Origin of the sequence: Flavobacterium sp. GSP27 (assembly GCF_003970395.1) — a bacterium.
Taxonomy (GTDB): Bacteria; Bacteroidota; Bacteroidia; order Flavobacteriales; family Flavobacteriaceae; genus Flavobacterium.
Map to the genome: position 1 here is coordinate 220843 of NZ_RYDP01000005.1, position 21341 is coordinate 242183.

The window sequence follows — 21341 nt, forward strand, 5'->3', positions numbered from 1 at the left end:
ATTTATTAAAAAAAATTAAACCACTAAGAGATTAGGTTTTTATTAAGGAAAATCAATTGGTCTAATTTCTTAATGGTAAAAAAACTTTTATTTATTTTTTTTGCTTTGCTTTCTTCGCCTCACTTTTTGTAAATAATTCTTTGAATTTATTATAATCTAAAGTGATTATAAAGGCAATTCCAGTCTCGACGACTTCCCCTTGCAGCGCCACTTGGTATTTGTTTATGCGGTAGGCTCTCATTTTATACCTTCCATCTCTTGAGAGTTGATAATCTAAGGAAACATTGCCGGCAATATTATTGGTATTTTGATTGGCTTGCTGGGGCCCTTCAATCCCAAAGCTGCTGCCAACAGTAACTTTCAATCGGTCGTTCAGCAATTTTTTTGAAATGCCTACATTCAGATCTGTTTTGTTCTCGCGTTGCCCGGTAGTATAATCATCGGACGTATTCAGATCAAAATTCAGCTCTACTCCTTGAATTAAATCACCGGCGAGGTTGTTCAGTTGTTGGGATAAAATTTTACTGGCACTTTCTCTGGCCAGTGAGGAAACGGTAGCTCCGCCGGATTGACTGGCAAATGGGTTTTCTCCAATAAAACGATTCAAGAGCAGTAAGGCAAAAACCTGTTTGTTCAGCTCATCAGGTTGCTGACGCAATTGGGTCAGTTTAGCCTGAGTGGTATTTATAATCTCTGTTGAAACACTATTGTTCCCCTCCGGCAAAACTATATCAAATGAAATAGTGGGTTTGAGCAAAGCACCATTCATTTTTAATGCGGTTTCAAAAGGGATTTTTTGTTTGTAGGTATTTCTCACTTCGGTGGTAACACTTCCTAATTGGTCATTTACTAAATCAATTGGAGCCGCTTCTGTTTTATAAATTGCAGTTATATTAATATCAGCAGTTGTGGGCTCTCCTGTCCATAGAATGTAGCTGCCTTTTTTGATGTCAAATTTCCTTTTGATGGCGTTAAAGTTCATTTCATAACTCCCTTCGGACAATTCATAGCGTCCGGTCAGCGTTGTTTTTCCTGAAGGATCAATTCCTCCGTTTAATTGCGCTTCGCCTTTTAATTTCAAGAAATCCCCGTTGGCTTTGTCAATTACCATTGATAATTCAGCTTCTTTGTTTACCTCAATGTTTACGGATGCGTTAACCCCTTTTATAGTGGATTCACTGCTGAATTCTTCCAGAACAATGGTCTCCATTAATTTTGGATTGTCTTGGTCAATAAATTCTACAATTCCTTCCCTATCAGCTATTGAAGGATCTGATTGGGGCAAAACAATAGTGAATTTAGTCTCTTTATTAATACGTATGGTTCCTTCGACAATAGGATTGTCTAAATTTCCTGTTATTTTTAAATGGTTGTCTAAGTACAGCTCTCCATAATACAAATCATTGTCTTTCGCTTTAGAATTGACCGCTTTGAAGTTATCCGCATCCAGGGCTAAATCGAACCCAAAATTACTAAAATTGGCACTGTCAATTTTTCCGTTGATGGCTAAATCATTGTCTCTCTCATCATTGATAATGAAATTGTCAAAAACAATAGCGTTTTCAGTAAAGATAATTTTATCATTTAACGACTTAAATTTAGAATTGAGCGGCGTGGCTTTGAAACCAATTTCATTGAATTGTAATTCTCCAATTACTTTGGGCTGGTTGGTATTTCCAGTGATTTTAAAATTCCCATTCAAAAAACCGGTGCTTTCAGTAATATTATTTAACGTAAAACCTTGAATACTTTTTAAATTCAGCTTTTCAATATCCAGACTCATATCAAAACTACTGTTGTTTATTTTATAGTTTCCTTCTAATTTGACTTGGTTTCCCTGACCTGTAATAGCAACAACAGCATCGTATTGGTTTAAAATGGCATTATTTACTTTTACACTGATAGTTCCAATGGTATCTTTTTTGAACGTAAAATTTTCAATATTTAAATCCGAAGTAAAAACGGGCGATGTAGTTGTGTTTTTCACCACTGCGTTTCCATTGATCTTACCACTCAGTTGTAAATCCTTTTTCTCCACAAAACTCGTAATCGTTTTAATGTCAAAATCTTTGAAATCAATAGTGATCGGCGCATTAGGAGTTTCAGAATGTGATTGAATGCGAATGGTGCTGCCGTTCTTGTTTAATTCGAAATTATCTGCGTAAATTCCTTTTTTGCCAAACCGAATCAAATTAGCATCCGCTATTGTCCAAGATTCATAATTCAGCAGTAGTTTAGCGGGGTCAAGACGAACTTCGTTATTTCCGTTTGCCGCTTTTAGTGTTCCGCTTATGCCATATCGTTCTGCGTCTTTTGCATCCTTCAGCTGTAAGGTGTAATCCAGGATATTTTGCGCTACTTTTCCTGTAATACTCGTATGTGGGAGCTGAATTTGTTTGTTTTGAATGTCGTCTATAATTAAGCTGTAAACAAGTGCATTTGCTTGTGTGTCTAGTTTGAAAATTACATTGGTTATCGTGTTTTCTCCATAAATTAATTTTGGAACAGCGCCATTAAGAACAATTGAGTCGTTGACAGAGTTGTATCTTCCGCTGATGCTAATGGGTTCCAGACTTTTTATGCTAGGAATTAATTTTATTAAAAGAGGACTGTCTTTGATACCAATTTGAAAAGCAAATTGTTGCTTTCCTACCACTGTTTTTTTAGCAGTAGGATTCTTGTCATAATATTTAGCAATCGAGTTTGTTAATGCTGTAGCAACTTTAGACAGCGTGTATTTTCCTTTTATTTCTGCATTTGCAAGCGAGGAACTCAGCAATAATGTATTCTTTTGAGCAGTAGATATTGCAACAAGAGTGATCGAGTCTATCTCAAATTGTTCTGTTGCATTAGTGATGCTTATGCGGTTTGCACTTACACTTCCGTTGAGATAATCTAAATTTGCGGATTGAATGTCAGCATCTACAACGCCTCTTATTTTTAGTGGTCCTGCATGGAGATTTAGTTTTTCTAAATCAGCAATATCCACATTCAGTTTTAATTTTCCGGTAGGATATTTGTCTCTAAAGCTTCCGTTACTCACTAAATCAAACGTTAAATTAGGATCTTTTGCGTAGGCAGTAGCATTGAAATTTCCGTTGCGAACGTTTCCTTTTAAGCTTAAATTTTGATAGGTGTATTTGTTGTAATTTGCTTTTAGAATGTTGCCATTCAAAGAGGCATTGGCTGTTTTTGGATCAAATCCAGTTCCTTTTAGGGTTGCTTTCAGAGTGATTTTTCCAATAGAATCATTTTTGATAAAGCGTCCCAAATCAAAATTTGTAAACTCGGTTTGAATATCATATTTCTCGTAATTTTTTCTGTTTTGATTCAACGCCGCTTTGATCTTGGCAGAACCAAAACTACTTGACAGATTCAGGTTCGTATTGAAATTAGCAATGGTTCCTTTAAACGTTCCTTTGGCATTGAACTGCGGAGGCAGCAGGATCGAATTTGGGATTGTTCCTTTGGGTAAAAAATCAATAAAATCTTTGGATCCTGATTGTAAGTTTTTGATATTCAAGTCAAAATAGGCTTTATTTACATCCGGCAAACCTACTATGCTGCCGCTTGCTGCTACTTTTGTAGTACCAATGCCGCTAATCTCCATAGATGGGAATGTAATAGCACTCAATTTTCCGGTTATGTCACCGTTGATTAGCAAGATGGCATTGGGATTACTCTTAAATGGGTCTGCATTTGCTAAAGTTGGTACAAAGAGCAGCACATCTTTGATACCCAATTTGCTTTTTTTTAAGTAAGCAATCAGACCCAATTCTCCCGGAGTATCAGCCAAAGCGGCAAGAGATGGATATCCAATTCTGATTTCATTTCTCAATTCTGTCTGCGGTGTTTTTAAATACAGTTTTTTGAGAAACGCATTCTTTTTGCCATAGTAAAATTCTGCGTTGAAGGATTGGATATTCAAACCACTATGATCTTTAACGCTTAAGGAATTTACTACTCCGGATATGTTAGTTGAGCCGTAATTTATGGTATCAATTTGCAGGTTTAAGTTAGTAAGATGCAAATGGTTGTAATCCATGCCTTTGGCAACAGCCGCAACATTGTTGTTGTCATACCTAAAATCTATTCGCTTGATTTCCGTATTCTTGATTTTGATTTGCCAGTTATTGCCTTCTTCCGAAGCAGGATTTTTTTTAGTTTTAACGGGTTCTGATTTACCAAAAGCTAAAGCTCCTTTTAGACCCGATAATTCAATACTTTCGAGGAGTGCAAATTTGTTATTGATATCCAACCGGTCAATTTTAGCTACTAGTTTTTTCAAATAAAAAGCAGTAGATAACTTTGTTCCCTCACTTTGGTAATCAAAATCAATTTTTGCAAAATCAATTTCTCCTAGTTTTAATTTGAAAACGGGTTCCGGTGTATTTCCTGTGGGAACTTCTTTAGCAGCGGATTTCTGAACCAAACCTTGCTTTAATTTAAAGTGTAGTCCGTTGATTTTAGCCTTTGGAATTTCGAAATTCATTTGTTCTAAATCGAAAGTTTTAATTTTCGTTTCAAAGTGATTTAGATTGGTAGATAGATAATTTTTGGTAATCGCATCGGAATACGTTAACTGGATTCGGTCGAGCTTAATTTCGGATACAGAGAATTGCATGGGTGGCGAATCGCTCTTTTGTTCCTCTGGCGAGGCAAATGCATTCAGGATATAATCAAAATTAAAAACTGCTTTTGAATCCCGACTCAAATTAGTGGTGATGCCTTCGAGCTGAACGGAATTAATTTCGACTTTATTATTCATCAATTGAAAAAGACTAATATCTACAGCTAGTTTTTCTCCGGCAAAAAGGGTGTCTTTTTTTTGATCTTCAAAATAAACACCTTGCAGCATTATTTTTTTTGGAAATCCAATTTCTATTCGGTCAATAGTAACCTTAGTTTTGATTTTTCCTTCCAGATAGGTTACTGCTTTTTCTTTGACATAATTTTGAACAGACGGAGTTTGGATGGCCACAACCAAGACTAAGAACAATAGAATTAGGGATCCTATTATCCAAAGGAAAATTTTTAAACTTTTCTTTAAATATTTTTTCAAAAGTGGTTTTATTTTGTGGCTAAAAATAACCAATTTAAATCAGAATTGCAATTTCAAGTACAAATGGAATAAGTAAACAAAGTTCAAAATTAAAAAAAGGAAAGTTAGTATAAAATCAAAAAAATATGGCATTAAATTTTTGATATAAATTTAAGGCTCATTAACCGTTTTTAGGTCTTGTACCTGAGTTTTCATAGCCGTTTTCATAAAGGAAAGACCTCTGAACATTAAACCAAATTCCAACAGAAAATAAGAGAGGTATTTTATTTTTTTTTGGTTTCTATGTAGGATTAAAAGAAAACTACCTGTAGTTGGTTTTGCTAGATTTCCAGAAGCAAAACTAATAATCAGAATATTCAGTTGGATACAAAAAAGTGATGTCGATGTGGGAAATATTATTTTTATATTTTTCCATGGCAATTAGGGCTTTCCATTCCGGCGAATCTACAAAAGATTTCCAATGTGCTTCTCGGCTTGTTTGATCTGCGAAAGTAGTGAGGTACATAAGGTTTGGCATTTTGGGACCAGAGATCACTTCGCCATAAAAAACAGGATTAAAACCTAATCGATCAAAGAGTTTTATTTCTCCTCCTCCGTTAAACATGGCTACTTTGTTGGCGTAAATTGCTTCTGTGGCTGATTCATAGCTTCTCAACTCGTATACACGACTGGATCTTGTGCTGTTCAAAGCGGGTTTTGTCAGGAAAGGATGGTCTGAAAAAGCCTGTAACAAAACGGATTCTATTCTTAAGTATGAAGGTTCATTGTAAACCGCATTCAAATAGGCTGCTCCGGCAGTTATGTAGGTTTTGTCTTTAGCTAGTTTATCGTCAAGTGCAAGGAATTGTTCCAAAGTGGAAAACGGAATCAGTACCACAATTTTTTTTAAGGTATCTGTGGCGTTTGGTTTTAACTTGAACACCCCAATATTTTTGATTCCTAGTTTTTTTAATCCCGGCAAATAAGCTTCTTTTAGGTACTTGTCAGTTGTTTGTTCTTGTTGTTCTGTCTTGAAAATATAGGTTTTGAGCTGATACAATTCCCTAGGTTTTTGAACAGGTGTTGGTACAATTGTTTGCGTGGGTACCGGTTTAAAACTGGTATTAGTAAATACGATCAGCAGTGTGAAAAACAGGTTGGTTAATTTCATTTCGTTTTTTTTGGTGGTAGGCTAGCCTGAATAATTTTTATAAAAGTAACCATTATTGTCCGATAAAAAAAGAAGTTAAATGAATGTCTTGCTGTTAAAACCCTATTTATTATGTTGTTCCGTTTTATGAAATGGAAGTATTTTTTAATGTATCTAATAGTACGTAAGTCCCTTATTTACTATTTTCCACGCTAATAAGACTTGGCTTTTCCAGTGGTGATAAATTCATTGTCCCAGTTGCAATACTATAGGCTTTTTTCAATGGGAAATATCTTTTCGTTGTTTTTTTGGAAAGTATTAATCATGGATCTTTTTTTATAAATGAAGGTTATTGCTTTTTTTTGATATCTCTTTTAGTACTGTGACTTTGCGTGTTCTCTCAAGCTCAGCTATTCGAAGCTGATTTAAACCGGACGATTAACAATTCATTAACGATATCGTGTCGATTTGATGGTATTGAAAACTAGGGGTATTTCTCTTATTTTGACTCCTATTAGTAAAGAGAATTTTTTATGTTGAATGTTAGTCAGAAAGAAAAAAAATGTGTGCGGTATCTTACCAACGAAATGTCTATAGCAGAGCGATCTGTGTTTGAAATTGAACTGTCTTTAGATGATGAACTCCTTGCTGTTTTTGAAAATTTTCAAACCATTTGGATGAATTATCCCAATAGTGAAGTGCCAATACGAACTATTTCTTTTGAGGAAATCATCACAAAATATAATAAACCAGAAAAGATAAAATCCGTAAAAATTTCTATCAAAAAGAAGGCTGTTTTTTCTATGGCTTTTCTTATGGTTTTTTGTCTGGGTTTTTATTTTATAGGAATGACTCCTTCCGGGTATACCAATCATAAAATTGCCCTTAAAGGGCAGCGGCTAACTTTTAAGTTACCGGATAGCAGCACCGTTATTTTAAATTCAGGCAGTGAAGTTAAATATTCCAGTGATTTCAGTACACAAAGAGCCATCTGGTTGCAAGGGGAAGCTTTCTTTAAAGTTACGAAGAATACTAATTCTCCTTTTGTTGTACATACAAATGGTTTTGATGTGAAAGTTTTAGGAACAGAATTTAATGTCAGTAACAATACCATTGATCAAACTGTTTCTTTGGCAAAAGGAAAAGTAAACGTATTGCTTAAAGAAAGTAAGGATGAAATTAACCTATTGCCAAATGAAGAATTAGTATGGAATTCTAAAACCAAGTTAGTGATCAAAAGGAATTTTGATGTGAATAAGGTTGCTGCTTGGAAAGACAATATACTTATATTGGATGATGAAAAATTTGAAGATGCACTCCCAAAAATCAATCAATTCTATGGAGTAAATTTTATCATTAAGGATGCTGACATTGCAAATCAGCATATAAAAGGAGCTTTTAAAAACCAGACAATTGATGAATTTATAACGTCTCTGGAGTTTATTTCAGAGGTAAGCATCACAAAAACTATTCAAAACAACATCGAGATATCCAAGTACCATGAAAATTAATGCAACAAAAATGGCTAGTAGTGATTGCTTTTCAGACGATTATTTATTTAAGCAAATTCAGAACGGTCAATACGAGGCGATGGAACTTTTCTTTAAAAGGTATTACACGCCTCTGTGCCGTTTTGGAATGAGTTATGAATCGAACTCGTGCCTTGTTGAAGAAAAAGTGGCTGATATTTTTATTCAGTTGTGGACCAATAGAAATATTCTTGATACAATTAAAAACCCTAAATCTTATATCTATGTAATTGTGAAAAATAGTTTAAAAAAAGTACGAAAATCAGAGCCATTTCACCAACAAATCGAAGAAACAAAAACTATAAACTCTATATTTTCGCCCAGTAGGGAGCAGGAGATTATTGAAAATGAACAAAAAGAAATGAAAACTAATTTGATACGTGAAATATTAGATATTATTCCTAAAAAATCACGTCAGGCATTTGAACTCAGTAGAATCGATGGATTAAAATACAAAGAAATTGCTGAAATCCAAAACGTCACTCCTAAAACGGTTGAAAATCATATCGCTATTGCTCTAAAGTATATTAGTAAGGCTTTAGAATCCTATAAAAAAAGAGGTTTACTGAACTCCATTTAATAATTAGTAGAAAACCAGCTATTCTAAAATCAGTTTTGGTTTGTAAAAAACAATAAATAATCACAGATAAAATGAAACAAAAAATTATTCTAACGGTATCCTTATTGCTTCTGTTTGGTAATGGAATATCTTATTCAAAGACTTCAAATACAAGTGCTATTGAAGAGATTGCAGTCAAAAAAGAGAAAATCAATTTAAATCTAAAAGACGTTTCCATAAAGCAAACCTTTACTCTTATAGAACGACAAATAAACAATAGGTTTATTTATATGTCCGACCAAAAATTTCTTCAAAAGAAAATTTCTATTACCATCAACAACCAAGATTTAAATCAGGTATTAGCCGTTTTGAAAACTAAGGTGAGTCTTGATTTTAAGATCACTAAAAATGGCGTTTTAGTCAAAGAATTGGTTGGGATTACTCCAAAAAGCACGGCAAAAAAGAATCAGGAAAACCGAAAAATTACAGGAGTGGTTTTAGACGAATCTAATTTGCCAATACCCGGAGCTTCTGTTTTTGTAGCAGGAACCACGATCACTGCAACAACGGATTTTGACGGAAAATTCACGATTAGTGTTCCAGCAAATACAACGGTTTTATCGGTGAGTTATGTAGGATTTGAAACGAAAGAAATCAATATAGAAAATAAGACTGAAATTAAAGTAATACTAGGACAAGATGAAACGGCTCTAAAAGAGGTGGTTGTAACAGCATTAGGGATAAAACGAGAAGAAAAGTCGCTAGGATATTCAGCACAATCTCTTGGTGAAAATGCTGTAAAAGATGCCAAATCAAATAACTGGGTAAATTCTCTTTCCGGAAAAGTTGCTGGTCTAAATATCCAGGGATCTGGTGCTGGTCCAATGGGTTCTTCCAGAATAACTCTTCGTGGAGAATCCTCACTTAACCTTGATAACAATCAAGCTTTGATTGTTTTGGACGGAGTACCTGTAAGTAGTAAGATCACCGGTACAGGATTTTCATCACACCTTTCTCAGGATAGTCCAGTTGACTTTGGTTCAACATTATCAGATATTAACCCTGAAGATATTGAGAAAATAACAGTTTTGAAGGGGCCAGGTGCAACGGCACTTTATGGAACAAGAGCTGCAGGTGGCGCAATTATTATTACTACCAAGTCTGGCAAAACTAAAGGAGGAGGAATAGGAGTAACTATAAGTAGTAATTTTAGTTTTGATCAAGTGAATCGTTGGCCGGATTATCAATTTGAATATGGAGAAGGTCGAACTGATAAATACTATTCTTATTTAGATAGTGCTGACGGACTAAATACAAGTACAAATGTAGGAGCAGGAAGAGCCTGGGGGCCAAGATTTGATGGTCAATCTTATTTTCAATATAATCCTAATGCTGCAAATGGCAAACCTACTGAACGTTCACCATGGGTTGCCAACAAAAATTATATTTCTGGATTTTTTAGAACAGGAACGACACAATCAAATAGTATCGCATTAGAAGGTGGGAATGAAAACGGCTCTACTCGATTATCGATTACTCATCTAAAAAATGATTGGATTCTTCCTAATACGGGTTTCGAAAGATTAAATGCCTCCTTATCTATAAATCAAAAAATCTCTGATAAGTTAAAAATAAATGGTAAAGTAAATTATACGAATAAGAAAAGTGATAATCTACCAGCTGCAGGTTACAACAATCAATCCATAATGTATTTTCTAATGATTGGTACCGCTCCAAACATTAAGCCGGAATGGTTTAAACCTTATTGGCAGCCTGGCCTAGTAGGTGTAAAACAAAAAAATCCTTTTAATACGGGACCTGATAATCCTTATCTAGGTATGTATGAAATGCTTAACAAAATGAATAAAAACGGGGTAATTGGAAACTTGTCCGCTACCTATCAGTTTAATGATAAACTTGAATTGATGGTCCGTTCTGGACTAGATATGTCAAATGAGTTCAGATCACAACAACGTCCTTTTAGTATGACTAAATATGCTCGTGGAATGTATAGAGAACAAAATGTATTTAGTTATGAAATAAATACAGATGCACTGTTAACCTATAAGAATGCGCTAAATAAGGATATCAATTATAGCATTATTGCAGGTGCCAATTCAATGAGGCAAAACTATGATTTTGTAGGACTTTATGCGGATCAGTTATCGCAGCCCGGAATATACCAAATTTCAAATAGCTTGGATCAAGCTGTTGCAGATCCTTTAAAAACAAAGAAAGCGATTAACAGTTTTTATGGTTTAGGGCAAATCTCCTATCAGGAAAAAATATTTTTAGATGTAACGGGACGGAATGACTGGTCAAGCACTTTGCCATATGGTAACAATTCCTTTTTCTACCCTTCTATCAGTTCCAGTTTCTTGATTCACGAAATGACAAATCTTCCCTCTATTTTCTCTTTTGCTAAATTTAGATTGTCTTGGGCCCAGGTTGGTAATGACACAAGACCGTATCAAACTGATAAGTATTATGACAGGATTTATGGCAATAGCTTTACGAATACTTCGATCTTATTTAATGCAAATTTAAAACCAGAGATAACTTCAAGTATAGAAACTGGAATTGATATTAGGATGTTTAAAAACCGATTATCAATTGATATGGCCTATTACAATAATAATAGTCGCAATCAGATTTTAGCAATTCCATTAGATCCAGTTACGGGTTATTCTAATGCAACCGTAAATGCAGGTTTAATAAACAGTAGAGGAATGGAGCTAGCTGTAACAGGAAAAATAATAGCCAAAAACAATTTCAAATGGAATACCACCTTGACTTGGAGTAGAAACAGAAGTTATGTAAAAGAATTGGCTCCAGGGATTACAAACCAAGTTATTTATAACCACGAGAATAATGTAAGCATAGAAGCTAGAGTTGGAGGAAGAATGGGAGATATGTACAGTAGAGGTTTCCAGAGATCTCCTGACGGGCAGATTATATATACTTCGGCTGGTTTGCCTGCAACATTGGATCCAGTGTTGAAAATAAGAGGAAATGCATTTGCTGACTGGAAAGCAGGAATCATGAATGAGTTTACCATTGGAAAAGTAAGATTGAGTGTACTTCTAGACGGACAAAAAGGAGGAAGTATGTATTCGCAAACCAATCATAAGAATAATACCTTAGGGAAAACCCGAGTAACGCTTCCAGGTCGTGATGGCGGAATTGTAGGACAAGGAGTCGTTTTACAATCGGACGGAACTTATATTCCAAACACTGTAAGAGTAGCTGCTAGTTCCTATTATGAAAATTATTATAACATCGGTAATGGAGAGACCAATATATTTGACGCTTCTTTTATTAAGATTAGAGAGGTTCGGATCGAATTTAACTTACCGAAAACCCTCTTGAAAAAGATAGGAATGAAATCGGCAAGTCTTGCTTTTTTCGGAAGAGACCTGTTTAATTTTACTAAGTTTCCTGGTTTTGATCCTGAAGGAGGAAATCTAAATAATGGGACACTGACACCAGGAGTTGAATTAGCTCAATTTCCCTCCACGAGAACTATAGGAACTAATCTTACTCTAAAATTTTAAATCAATAGATCATGATAAAAATGAATAAAACATATAATTTTCTTTTTTTGTTTGTAGTACTACTATCCTCTTGTACCAAAGATTTTGAGGATATAAATACCGATCCAAACCGACCTAAACAGATCACACCGGGAGTTATGTTGGGACAGTTGCAATATAGAATTGTTAATTCTAGTATCACTGCTTCTCGAAATCTTACCCATGAGTTGATGCAAGTTGATGCACCACGATCTAGTCCTTCGGGTGAGGGAGTGCATCGATATGTAATTAATCCTGGTGCAGGAATATGGACAAGTTTCTATGGTTATATGGCAGATATAGAGGATATTAATAGAACATCCGAAGCATTAGGAGAGAATAACTATAAAGCGATCTCGATGATCTATAAATGTTGGGCTTATTCTATTATCACAGATTTGTATGGAGATGTTCCTTATTCAGAAGCCGTTAAAGCAACTGAAGGCAACCTTAAACCTGCATTCGATAAACAAAAGGATATATATATTAAAATCCTGAGTGATTTAGAACAAGCCAATGCTTTGCTTGATCCCTCTAAAGCGCTGACTTATGGTGGTGATCTTTTATACAATTCCAATAGCCTTTCAGGAGGTGCAAATCCCGGAATTGTAAAATGGAAAAAATTCTGTAATTCATTAAAAATGAGATTATTGCTACGATTATCGAAACGTAATGGCGAGATTAATATCAATGAACAAATTACGGCACTATTAGCGGACCCTGTAAAATACCCTGTGTTTACTAGTAATACTGATGATGCTATTTTTAAATATACAGGAATATACCCTTATTACAATCCGTATTTTAATACACGACAATTGGAGTGGAGAGATGGTACCTATGTTACCAAATACTTCATCAATAAAATGAATACAGATAACGATCCAAGAAGAACTATATGGTTTAGAACAGTAATGGTTGGAGGTCAAAATGTATACCAAGGTATAGAAAGTGGTTATCCTATAACTACTGAATACCAGGTCGGAGCCAATACAAGCTATAATGATCTTATGAAAACTTTACCCCAATTGGGTATAATGATGACTTGGTCTGAGGTAGAGTCTATTAAAGCAGAATTAGCATTAAAAGGATTTAATACCGGAAAATCGCCTAAGCAGCATTATGATTCAGCAATAACTGCATCAATGATCCAATGGGGCGCAACTATGCCTTCAAATTATCTTACACAAGCGGGCGTAGTTTATGATACCAATGCATCAGTAGAAGCGCAATTAGAGAGAATCATTACACAGAAATATTACGCTTCGTTTTTTGTTGACTATCAGTCATGGTTTGAAAAAAGAAGAACGGGATATCCGATTTTGCCAAGAGGAACGGGTATACCAGCAGAAAGAGTATTTCCAAATCGGGTGCCTTATCCAACATATCTACAATCGCTTAATCCTGAAAATCTTGCAGCAGCCTCAGCAGCAATGGGAGGAGATAATACCGTTAGTAAAGTTTGGTGGGCTAAATAATTAAATAAAAAGTAGAATTATTTTACATTATTAAATATAAAAATAAAACAGAAACAGGGAAATACTTCTAAGAGCCACAAAGACCTAGGCGTTCCAGTTGGATTAAATTTAAAACTAAATCATTCTATTATGAAAATCGTAAATAAAAGTTTCTTAATTCTATCATTGGCGCTCTTTGGTAGTACTGCTAGCAAAGCGCAAACAAAGGTTGATAAAACCAATATTCGAACATTAATTGTCTTCTTTGATGGCTTAAGACCGGATTATATCACCCCTGAATTAATGCCGAATGTATATTTATTCAGTAAAAAAGGAAGTTATGGTAAACAGCACCACAGTGTATTCCCCACAGTAACTAGGGTTAATGCATCTTCGCTATCTACCGGATGCTATCCAGGCAGTCATGGATTAATGGGAAATACGGTGTATTTTCCTGAGATAAAAGAAACATCAGGTTTAAACACTGGTGATGCAGAGGAATTAAATAAAATCGCTAAAGCTACAGATAATCATTTATTAACATCAGTTTCGCTGGGAGAAGTTTTAGAACAAAATGGTAAAAGTCTTTTTGTTTTTAGCTCAGGTTCTACAGGACAAGCTTTAATGCAAAATCATAAGGTCAGTGGAGGCGCAATCATTAATACCACTATGATTTTACCAGAGACTATGAAATCTAAAATACTAGGTGAAATTGGAACAGTTCCAAGCGGTCTTGGAAAACACAAATGGTTAACAGATGCCGTTATAAAATATGGATTAACGTTAGATGGTCCTTTAGTTAGTACATTGTGGTATGGCGACCCAGATTCGGCTGCTCATAAAAACGGAATAGGATCGCCCGAAGCAATTGAGTCTATCAAATATGTAGATGAGCAGTTTGGAAGGATTATAAAATCACTTCAATTAAAAGGACTTGATCAAAACTTTAATGTTATCATTTCTTCCGATCATGGTTTTGTGACACATATTGGAAAACTAAGCCTTGCAGATTTCCTAATCCAGCAAGGACTAAAAAAAGACAAGGAATCAACAGAAGTAGTGGTTGCTGAAGGAGCAGTTTATGTAAAGGATCATGATGAAAAGACCATAAAAAATATTGTTGCAGCCTTACAGGAACAGAACTGGATAGGCGGTATTTATACAAAAGCTTTAAAAGAAGGAGATGTAAATGGTTTTGTAGAAGGGACGCTTTCTTTCGAATCAATATATTGGGATCATGGCCGATCAGGAGATGTTCTTGTAGACATGAACTGGAATGATAACAAAAATGATGCTGGATATGCAGGTACAAGTTTCGCAAAAGGTGTTGCAGGTCATGGTGGATTTAGCCCTTATGAAATTCATATTGCATTACTGGCTAATGGCCCTAGTTTTAAGAACAAGTTTGAAGGTAATTTGCCTACATCAAATGTAGATATAATTCCCACTGTTCTCCATCTACATAATTTAACAATTCCTAAACAAATGGACGGTCGGGTTATGTATGAGTTGCTAACAGAAAAAGTTTCTAATAATGTTCCACTTACCGCTAAGATTGAACTAATTAAAACTGAAGTAAAGTTACCATGGGGAGTTTATAAACTAGAAATGGAAAGATCTGTTTTGGGGAAATATAACTATCCTAATTTTACAAGAGTAGTTAGAGTAAAAAGATAATATTGCCTACAATATAAAAGTAAAGATGGTGTCTTAAATGTTAAGACACCATTTTTTTTGTTCAATAAATAGTTTGAAATCCTAAAAATCACCAAAGAATATAAAAAAGATCTATAAAAACGAACCCCAAGCTTATGTCCGCACTATGGATGATGATGCCAGTACGATGTCCTCTTGGTTTGTAATGCGAAGTATAGGTCTGTCTCCGGCAAATATTGGTAGCCCCATTTATTATTTGACAGCTCCAATCTTTGAGTCCGTAAAATTAAATTGGGAAAATGGAAAATCATTTCACATACAAGTGTCTAATTATAATAAAGAGTACTTTTATGTTCAATCAGCCCAATTAAACGGCCAGCCAATATACAGAAATTGGTTGACACAAGAGGAGATTAGCAAAGGAGGAACTCTGATCCTTGAAACTGCTGCTGTACCAAATAAAAAGTGGGGAATCGAGAATCAGTGGATTTCAAAAACAGCAGAGGCAGAGGATTAATTAAAAGAATGCGAATTGGCAGTATTTTAAATCGTTTTATTTTGTCGCAAAACACGAGATATTTGCGACAAAATGGTACTTTATACTGGTGCTAATTCGTCGTTGTTAATCCACAATTTCAATAGTACTAAACTCACTCGTATATTTTTTTACTTGAATTTGAGTGGTAATTCTTTTTTTCAATTCTTCCACATGTGAGATGATCCCAATTTGGCGGTCGTCATTTTGGCGAAGCAACTCGAGCGTGTCTAATGCATTATTCAAGTTTTCGGGATCGAGTGAACCAAAACCTTCGTCGATAAATAAAGAACGGATTTTAGTATTCTTACTCGCAAGGTCGGATAATCCTAACGCTAACGATAAACTTACCAAAAAAGTTTCACCACCAGAAAGCGAATTAATATTGCGAATTTCACCAAAAAAATTATTGTCTTTTATTTGCAATTCCATTTCATCTGAGGTGTCATCTTTAAAAAGTTCATATCTGTTGAACATGGTTTCTAAATGCTTATTGGCGTGTTGCACCAATAAGGAAAGGGTGAAATCTTGAGCGAATTTTTTAAAAGCCTTGCCATCGGAAGAACCTACCGTTTTATTTAATAAATCCCATTTCTGGAATACATTGTTTTTTGTTTTGATTACATCAATTATCAGCTGATTTTCCTCTTTTATTTTATTGTCATTATTAATTTGTTCCTTTAATTGTCCAATTTCTTGATTTATTTTTGTTTTTTCTTGCTCTGAAGCCACTTTTTGGAGATTTAAATCTTCTACTAATTTAGCCGTTAAAGGATTGGAATTGAATTCCTCTTGTTTGAGTAAATTAGCATTCAATGCTCCTTCAATTTGTTGTTTTTTAGTCTCGAATGTTTGTTTTTGTGCAATTAACAAAGCACTGTTTTCTAAGTTTAATGCTTCTTGTAATTGGACACTGTTTTCGAAACCATTTTCAGTCAGCTTATCATTCAATTGGGCTGTAGCCAAACGAAATACATCATCTAGTTCTGATTTTTCGGAAACCAATTGCCCTACATCAACGTGTTTGTTTTTGATAGAAGCCAAGGTGATTTCCTTTTTACCTTTCCATTTGGTTACCGAATCTTGTTCCGTTTTACCTTTAATTTGCAAACGGGATTCTTCCTCTTGTGGTGATTTCAATTCAAAATTGTCCGTTTGATTTCTAAATTCATTCTCTAGCAAACCTTTTTTAGTGTTAAGCGCTTCATCTTCTTTTATATACTTTGAAACACTCTCTTCTAAACTGGTGTTTTTTGTTAAAAACGCCGTTATGGCATTGTTTACGGTTACAATTTCAGTCTGATTGGCTTTTAAAATTTCATTACCGGCATTCAGTTTTCTTAAATTGTCCCCTAGTTTCTTGCCGATTTCAGAAACGGCTGCGATGTCATTTTCTTCTAAATTCTCATCAAATGAATAGAATATCTTTTTTATAAAAGCGAAATTTTCGGCTATGTTAACTTCCTTTTCGTCTATTTGTTTTTTGGCAGTTTGATAGGCAGTATCGGACAAATGAATTTCATTTAAATGGCTGGTTTTATTGGAATACAATTTATTAACACGGTCATAAGCTGCATTCAATTCCGATAGTTTATTAATCCGGGCTTGAACAAAGTCAAATTCAGCTTCCAAATTGAGAATTGCAGCTTCAATATCCTCCATTTTTAACTCTTTTTCAACTTGTAAAACGTATTTTAATTTAGCAATAGCTTCCTGAATTTCAGCAATAGTTGCATTCGTGTTTATGATTTGTTGACTGGAACTTGCCACTTTTTTTACAGCTTCTTCCTTTTCATTTTCCTTTAATTTAATTTCGTAATCTAGATCTTTGATTTCATCGTCAATATCATTTTTAGAAAATATTTCAGGTAAATTCATGGCATAAGGGTGCTCTTTAGAACCGCATAACGGACAATCTTCGTCCTCTTTTAAATTGTGTCGGTGTTCCTCAAAACTCGCCAATAACTGTTTTAAGTTTTTATTTTCATGTAAGATCCCCAGCGATTTTTTTTTGTCAAAAATTGCTGTTTCTAAAGTTTCCCTGGATAAATTAGCGGTAATTAATTCGGCAGAATTTAGTCTTAATTGATCATTTTGACTTTCTAATTTTGGAAAATACTCTAATAATTTCTTCCAGTTTTCTAAATCGGTTTTTGTATTGTCTTTTAGTTTCGACAAATTTTCTAAGGTATCTGAATCCTTTTTTTGTAATTCTAATAAATCAACTTCCGATTTTAATGTAGTGTTTTCGTGTCTTGTGTTTTGCAATAACTTTTCTATCCCAATATTTTTTGTATCATAATCAGAAATCTGTTTTTGTAAACTTTCAATATTAAACGATTCAATTTCTTTTTGAGATTTTTCAATATCCTGCCGTTTTAAAATCACAGCTCCTTTCTCTGTTTCCCATGAGCCATATTTTTCATGTTGTACAATGGTTTTTTGGTTCTGTTCAATTGCAGAATCTAAGATTGATTTTTTGGCTGTTTGAGCCTTCAAATCTTCTAGGTTTGAATCGAAATTGCTTTTTGCTGTTACTAAATCTTTAGCATTTTGTTTTAGGGTTTCATTATTATTTGCAATCGCTCCAAAAGTTGTTTTGGCACTTTCAATTAATGGTTTTTTAAGTAATTGCTCTTTTTGAGTTTCTTCTAGTTTTTTGATTGCAGATTCTAATTCGGGTGCAATGGTAGCCAAATTTTTATTTAGACTTTCAATTTCATCAGTCGTTCTTTGCGTGTTTACGGTATTTTTAGTGCACTCCTTTTCACTGTTTTGAAAAGCTAGCCAATCTTTTTCAATTAGTGTTGCTTTGCTGTAATGCTCTAATTTTTGATATAATTCGATATTATCTAAAAAATGTTGCTTCACCAATTCAAGCGAATTTTTATGCTGATTGATTTCTGTTTTCGTGTTTTCAACAGCCGCCAACCAAGCAATTTCCGCCAGAATTCGTGTTAATTTCGGTTCTATTTCCTTAATCGTATTTTCTTTTTCTTCAAATGAAACGGCAATAGCATTTAATTCTTCTTCATTTAAAATATTTCCGTTTATGGTGGCTCTTAGGTTATTAATTTCAGTTTCAAAGGCTTTTGTATGCTCAAAAACCTTCTTCGAGATTTCTTCATAAATTTGTGTTCCCGTTATTTTGCTCAACATTTCGGCACGTTCATCCGGTTTTGCTTTTAAAAACGCTGAAAAATTATTTTGAGCCAATAAAATGGATTTGGTAAATTGCTCGTATTTTAGCCCAATAATTTCTTCTATCATTGGATTGACGTTTGATACTTTTTCGGCAATTAACCGAAATTCACCATTCTCTTTTCTAGACAATTTTCTGTCATCCGTCGCATTTATTTTGTTATTTTTATTGAATGAAGCTGCCCATCTGGCCAAATAAACGATGTCATTTACTTCGAATGTAACCTCTGCATAAGCTTCTTTTTGATTGCGGGTGATTATTTCAGAACTCGGTTTGTCATTACCATATCGATTTATTTTACCGTATAACGCCAAAGTAATTGCATCCAAAATGGTCGATTTTCCAGCACCAGTTTGACCGGTAATAGCGTACAAACCCGCATGGGCTAAAATTCCATCGGTAAAATTAATTTCGGGTTGAACCCCTTTCAAAGACTGTATGTTGTTGATGTTTATTTTTAAAATTTTCATACTAAGATAATATTTGCTTTTTAAAGGAATATGGTATCGCCATTCTTCATTCCTGTTTGTGATTTGGAATCATAGCGATTTCATAAGAAGATGCTATTTTTTTATTGAAATCGGACAGAATTCTGTAATGCTTCGCCGGTGGGTTATCGCTTGGGTCAAAAAATGTTTTTGAAAACCTAATGTGTGTTATTAATTTCATTCAATATCTGCATAAACAACGGCATTATTCCGGCAATACTTTCTTCATTCATTCCTTTCTTTTCGCATCTTATAGTAAAGATTTTTGGGATATTATCCAAAGGATTATTATCGGTACCGGCAATATATTCTTCTCTTATTGATTGATTATTAATTGAGGTATACTTAGTAGTTCGGTTCAAAATTTCTATTTTTCTATCAATACATAAATCATTTATCTCGTTATTAAAGTCAATAAAATTGACAGCTTCAGTAATTATGATTTCTGCCCAAGTTGGCAATACTTGTGACGGTTTATGTAATTTTATTTTTTCAATAATTTCATCAGCCTTTCCTTCAAATCGTATCACACTCCTTTGCAAAGGTATGGACAGAGATTCATGGGCTATTTTATTATCGGCAATCGTCAAAACAGTTATTTCTTTAAGATCATTGCGTTCGTTAAAACTGAGTGGAATAGGGGAACCGGCATATTTTGCAATCACATTATCCGGATGTTGGACCATCTGAGGTTTGTGAATGTGCCCCATGGCAATATAATCATATCCGGCTGAAAATACACTCGATGGGATTTGTCCGAGTGTGCCCACTAAAGAATGCATTCTTTTTTCGGCGGGTTCACTTAGAATACAGCCGGTTACATACAAATGCGCCGTGCCAATAACGGGTACACCTGGATAATTCGTTTTTGCCTGTTTCAACAAATTATCGTAGTGCTTTTTTACTTCCGATGTAAATAAACCATGGGCTTCATTGACGGTTTCGCCCTCGATAATTTTACGAATATCACCATCACGAAGGTAAGGCACTGCGGCAATAACGGCTGCGGCATTTGTTGTTCCGCGTTTGTAAACTGGGATTAATTCTCCCACATTGTTCAGATCTCCACCGACAATACTTACATTTAAAATTTTGAAAATATCTTTATAAGAATTTAATCGAGACGCCGAATCATGATTCCCACCAATAATGATGACCTGTACATTTAAGTTATAAGCCTCCAATAAAAAATAATGGTATTTATTTATAGCTTCTACCGAAGGACTCGAAACATCAAAAACATCACCTGCAATAATAATGGCATCAATAGCCTGCGTTTGTATGGTTTTTAACAACCACTCTATAAAATATTGGTGTTCCTCTATTCTTGATTTTTGCAAAAAGGTTTGTCCAAGATGCCAATCGGCGGTGTGTATTATTTTTAACGACATGAATTTTTTGTTAATGAGATTGTTTTACTAGTTTTAGAAGATGCTACTGACTAAATAATGATGCAATTTCAGTTTTTTTATTGACTTTCCACTACTATCCCTAACGCGAAGATTTGGAAACCAGAATATTTTGTTGTTTTGCCGCAAGTAATTGTAGCTTGTATGTGTTATAGTAAAGCAAAGCAAAGCAAAGAGCTGTTCAGTCATTATATATGGTATAGTATAAAATCGTTTACTGTGTTGCGATTTTTTGTTAGGATAGTGTATGGTGGCGTTAATTTTCAGTAAATGAAAAAGAAGGAAGCGCATAAAAAGAGCAATAAAGCGTGATTTGGATAGGTTTCAAAAAAAGGGAATGGAGATTAAAGCTTTGTGAGGATAGATAAAAAGGTGATTTAGGATTGAAACGGATTAAAAGGGGAGTTAAGAATTAGGATTATTTAAAAAACTTTGATCTTCAAAAAACGAGATATCAGCTAGTTAAAGAAAAAGTTAAGAAAAGGATAAAAAAAAGGGATTAAAAAGTTTGTAAAAGCGAATAAAGGGTGTAGTTTTGCACCCGCAAACAAGTTTACTGAACATTAATTAGAATATAATTATAGTGAGGTAATGGTGCAGAAGTTCTTTAAAATACTGGCAAGTTAATTGGATCAAAAGGAAAATTTATTTTCAAAAAAAGATTTAATAAAGCTTGTGAGAATAGAAAACGGATGTTACCTTTGCACCCCGCAAAACGCGCAATGTTCCTTGACAGATTGATA

At 34.4% G+C, this 21341-nt stretch carries 10 protein-coding genes; 6 read left to right on the forward strand and 4 right to left on the reverse strand.

From position 1 onward, the window contains the following. Positions 1-91: 91 nt before the first annotated feature. Complete coding sequence (locus EKM05_RS06735; RefSeq protein ID WP_126554276.1) at positions 92-5062, reverse strand: translocation/assembly module TamB domain-containing protein; 4971 nt, start codon at positions 5060-5062, stop codon at positions 92-94. Positions 5063-5402: 340 nt separating this feature from the next. After that, the gene (locus tag EKM05_RS06740) at positions 5403-6212 is read right to left on the reverse strand and encodes an NIPSNAP family protein (protein ID WP_126554283.1); all 810 of its coding nucleotides are present in this window, start codon (positions 6210-6212) and stop codon (positions 5403-5405) included. 512 nt (positions 6213-6724) lie between these two features. On the opposite strand from EKM05_RS06740, the gene EKM05_RS06745 reads away from it, so the two are divergent. The 6 genes from EKM05_RS06745 (at position 6725) to EKM05_RS06770 (ending at position 15481) form a co-directional block, all read left to right on the forward strand. Beyond that, on the forward strand, positions 6725-7702 hold the full coding sequence (locus EKM05_RS06745) for a FecR family protein (protein WP_233590888.1): 978 nt from the start codon (positions 6725-6727) through the stop codon (positions 7700-7702). A 10-nt stretch (positions 7703-7712) separates the two neighbouring features. Continuing rightward, on the forward strand, positions 7713-8300 hold the full coding sequence (locus EKM05_RS06750; protein ID WP_233590889.1) for a sigma-70 family RNA polymerase sigma factor: 588 nt from the start codon (positions 7713-7715) through the stop codon (positions 8298-8300). 71 nt (positions 8301-8371) lie between these two features. Beyond that, positions 8372-11833 carry a SusC/RagA family TonB-linked outer membrane protein gene (locus tag EKM05_RS06755; RefSeq protein WP_199736799.1) on the forward strand — a complete coding sequence of 1154 codons (3462 nt, stop codon included), beginning with the start codon at positions 8372-8374 and terminating at the stop codon, positions 11831-11833. Between the two features lie 20 nt (positions 11834-11853). Further along, positions 11854-13329: a SusD/RagB family nutrient-binding outer membrane lipoprotein gene (locus EKM05_RS06760; protein WP_126554287.1), complete on the forward strand. Its 1476-nt coding sequence runs from the start codon at positions 11854-11856 to the stop codon at positions 13327-13329. 129 nt (positions 13330-13458) lie between these two features. Then, entirely contained in the window at positions 13459-14985 is a 1527-nt protein-coding gene (locus EKM05_RS06765) for an alkaline phosphatase family protein (RefSeq protein ID WP_126554289.1), read from the forward strand. Between the two features lie 145 nt (positions 14986-15130). Continuing rightward, a complete protein-coding gene (locus EKM05_RS06770) occupies positions 15131-15481 on the forward strand; it encodes a glycoside hydrolase domain-containing protein (protein WP_233584094.1) in 351 nt (116 codons plus the stop codon). 105 nt (positions 15482-15586) lie between these two features. Here EKM05_RS06770 and EKM05_RS06775 read toward each other — a convergent pair whose 3' ends face one another. Further along, positions 15587-19171, reverse strand: coding sequence for an AAA family ATPase (locus tag EKM05_RS06775; protein WP_126554291.1), 3585 nt, complete (start codon positions 19169-19171; stop codon positions 15587-15589). A 176-nt stretch (positions 19172-19347) separates the two neighbouring features. Next, the gene (sbcD, locus tag EKM05_RS06780) at positions 19348-20580 is read right to left on the reverse strand and encodes an exonuclease subunit SbcD (RefSeq protein WP_126554293.1); all 1233 of its coding nucleotides are present in this window, start codon (positions 20578-20580) and stop codon (positions 19348-19350) included. Between the last annotated feature and the right edge of the window lie 761 nt (positions 20581-21341).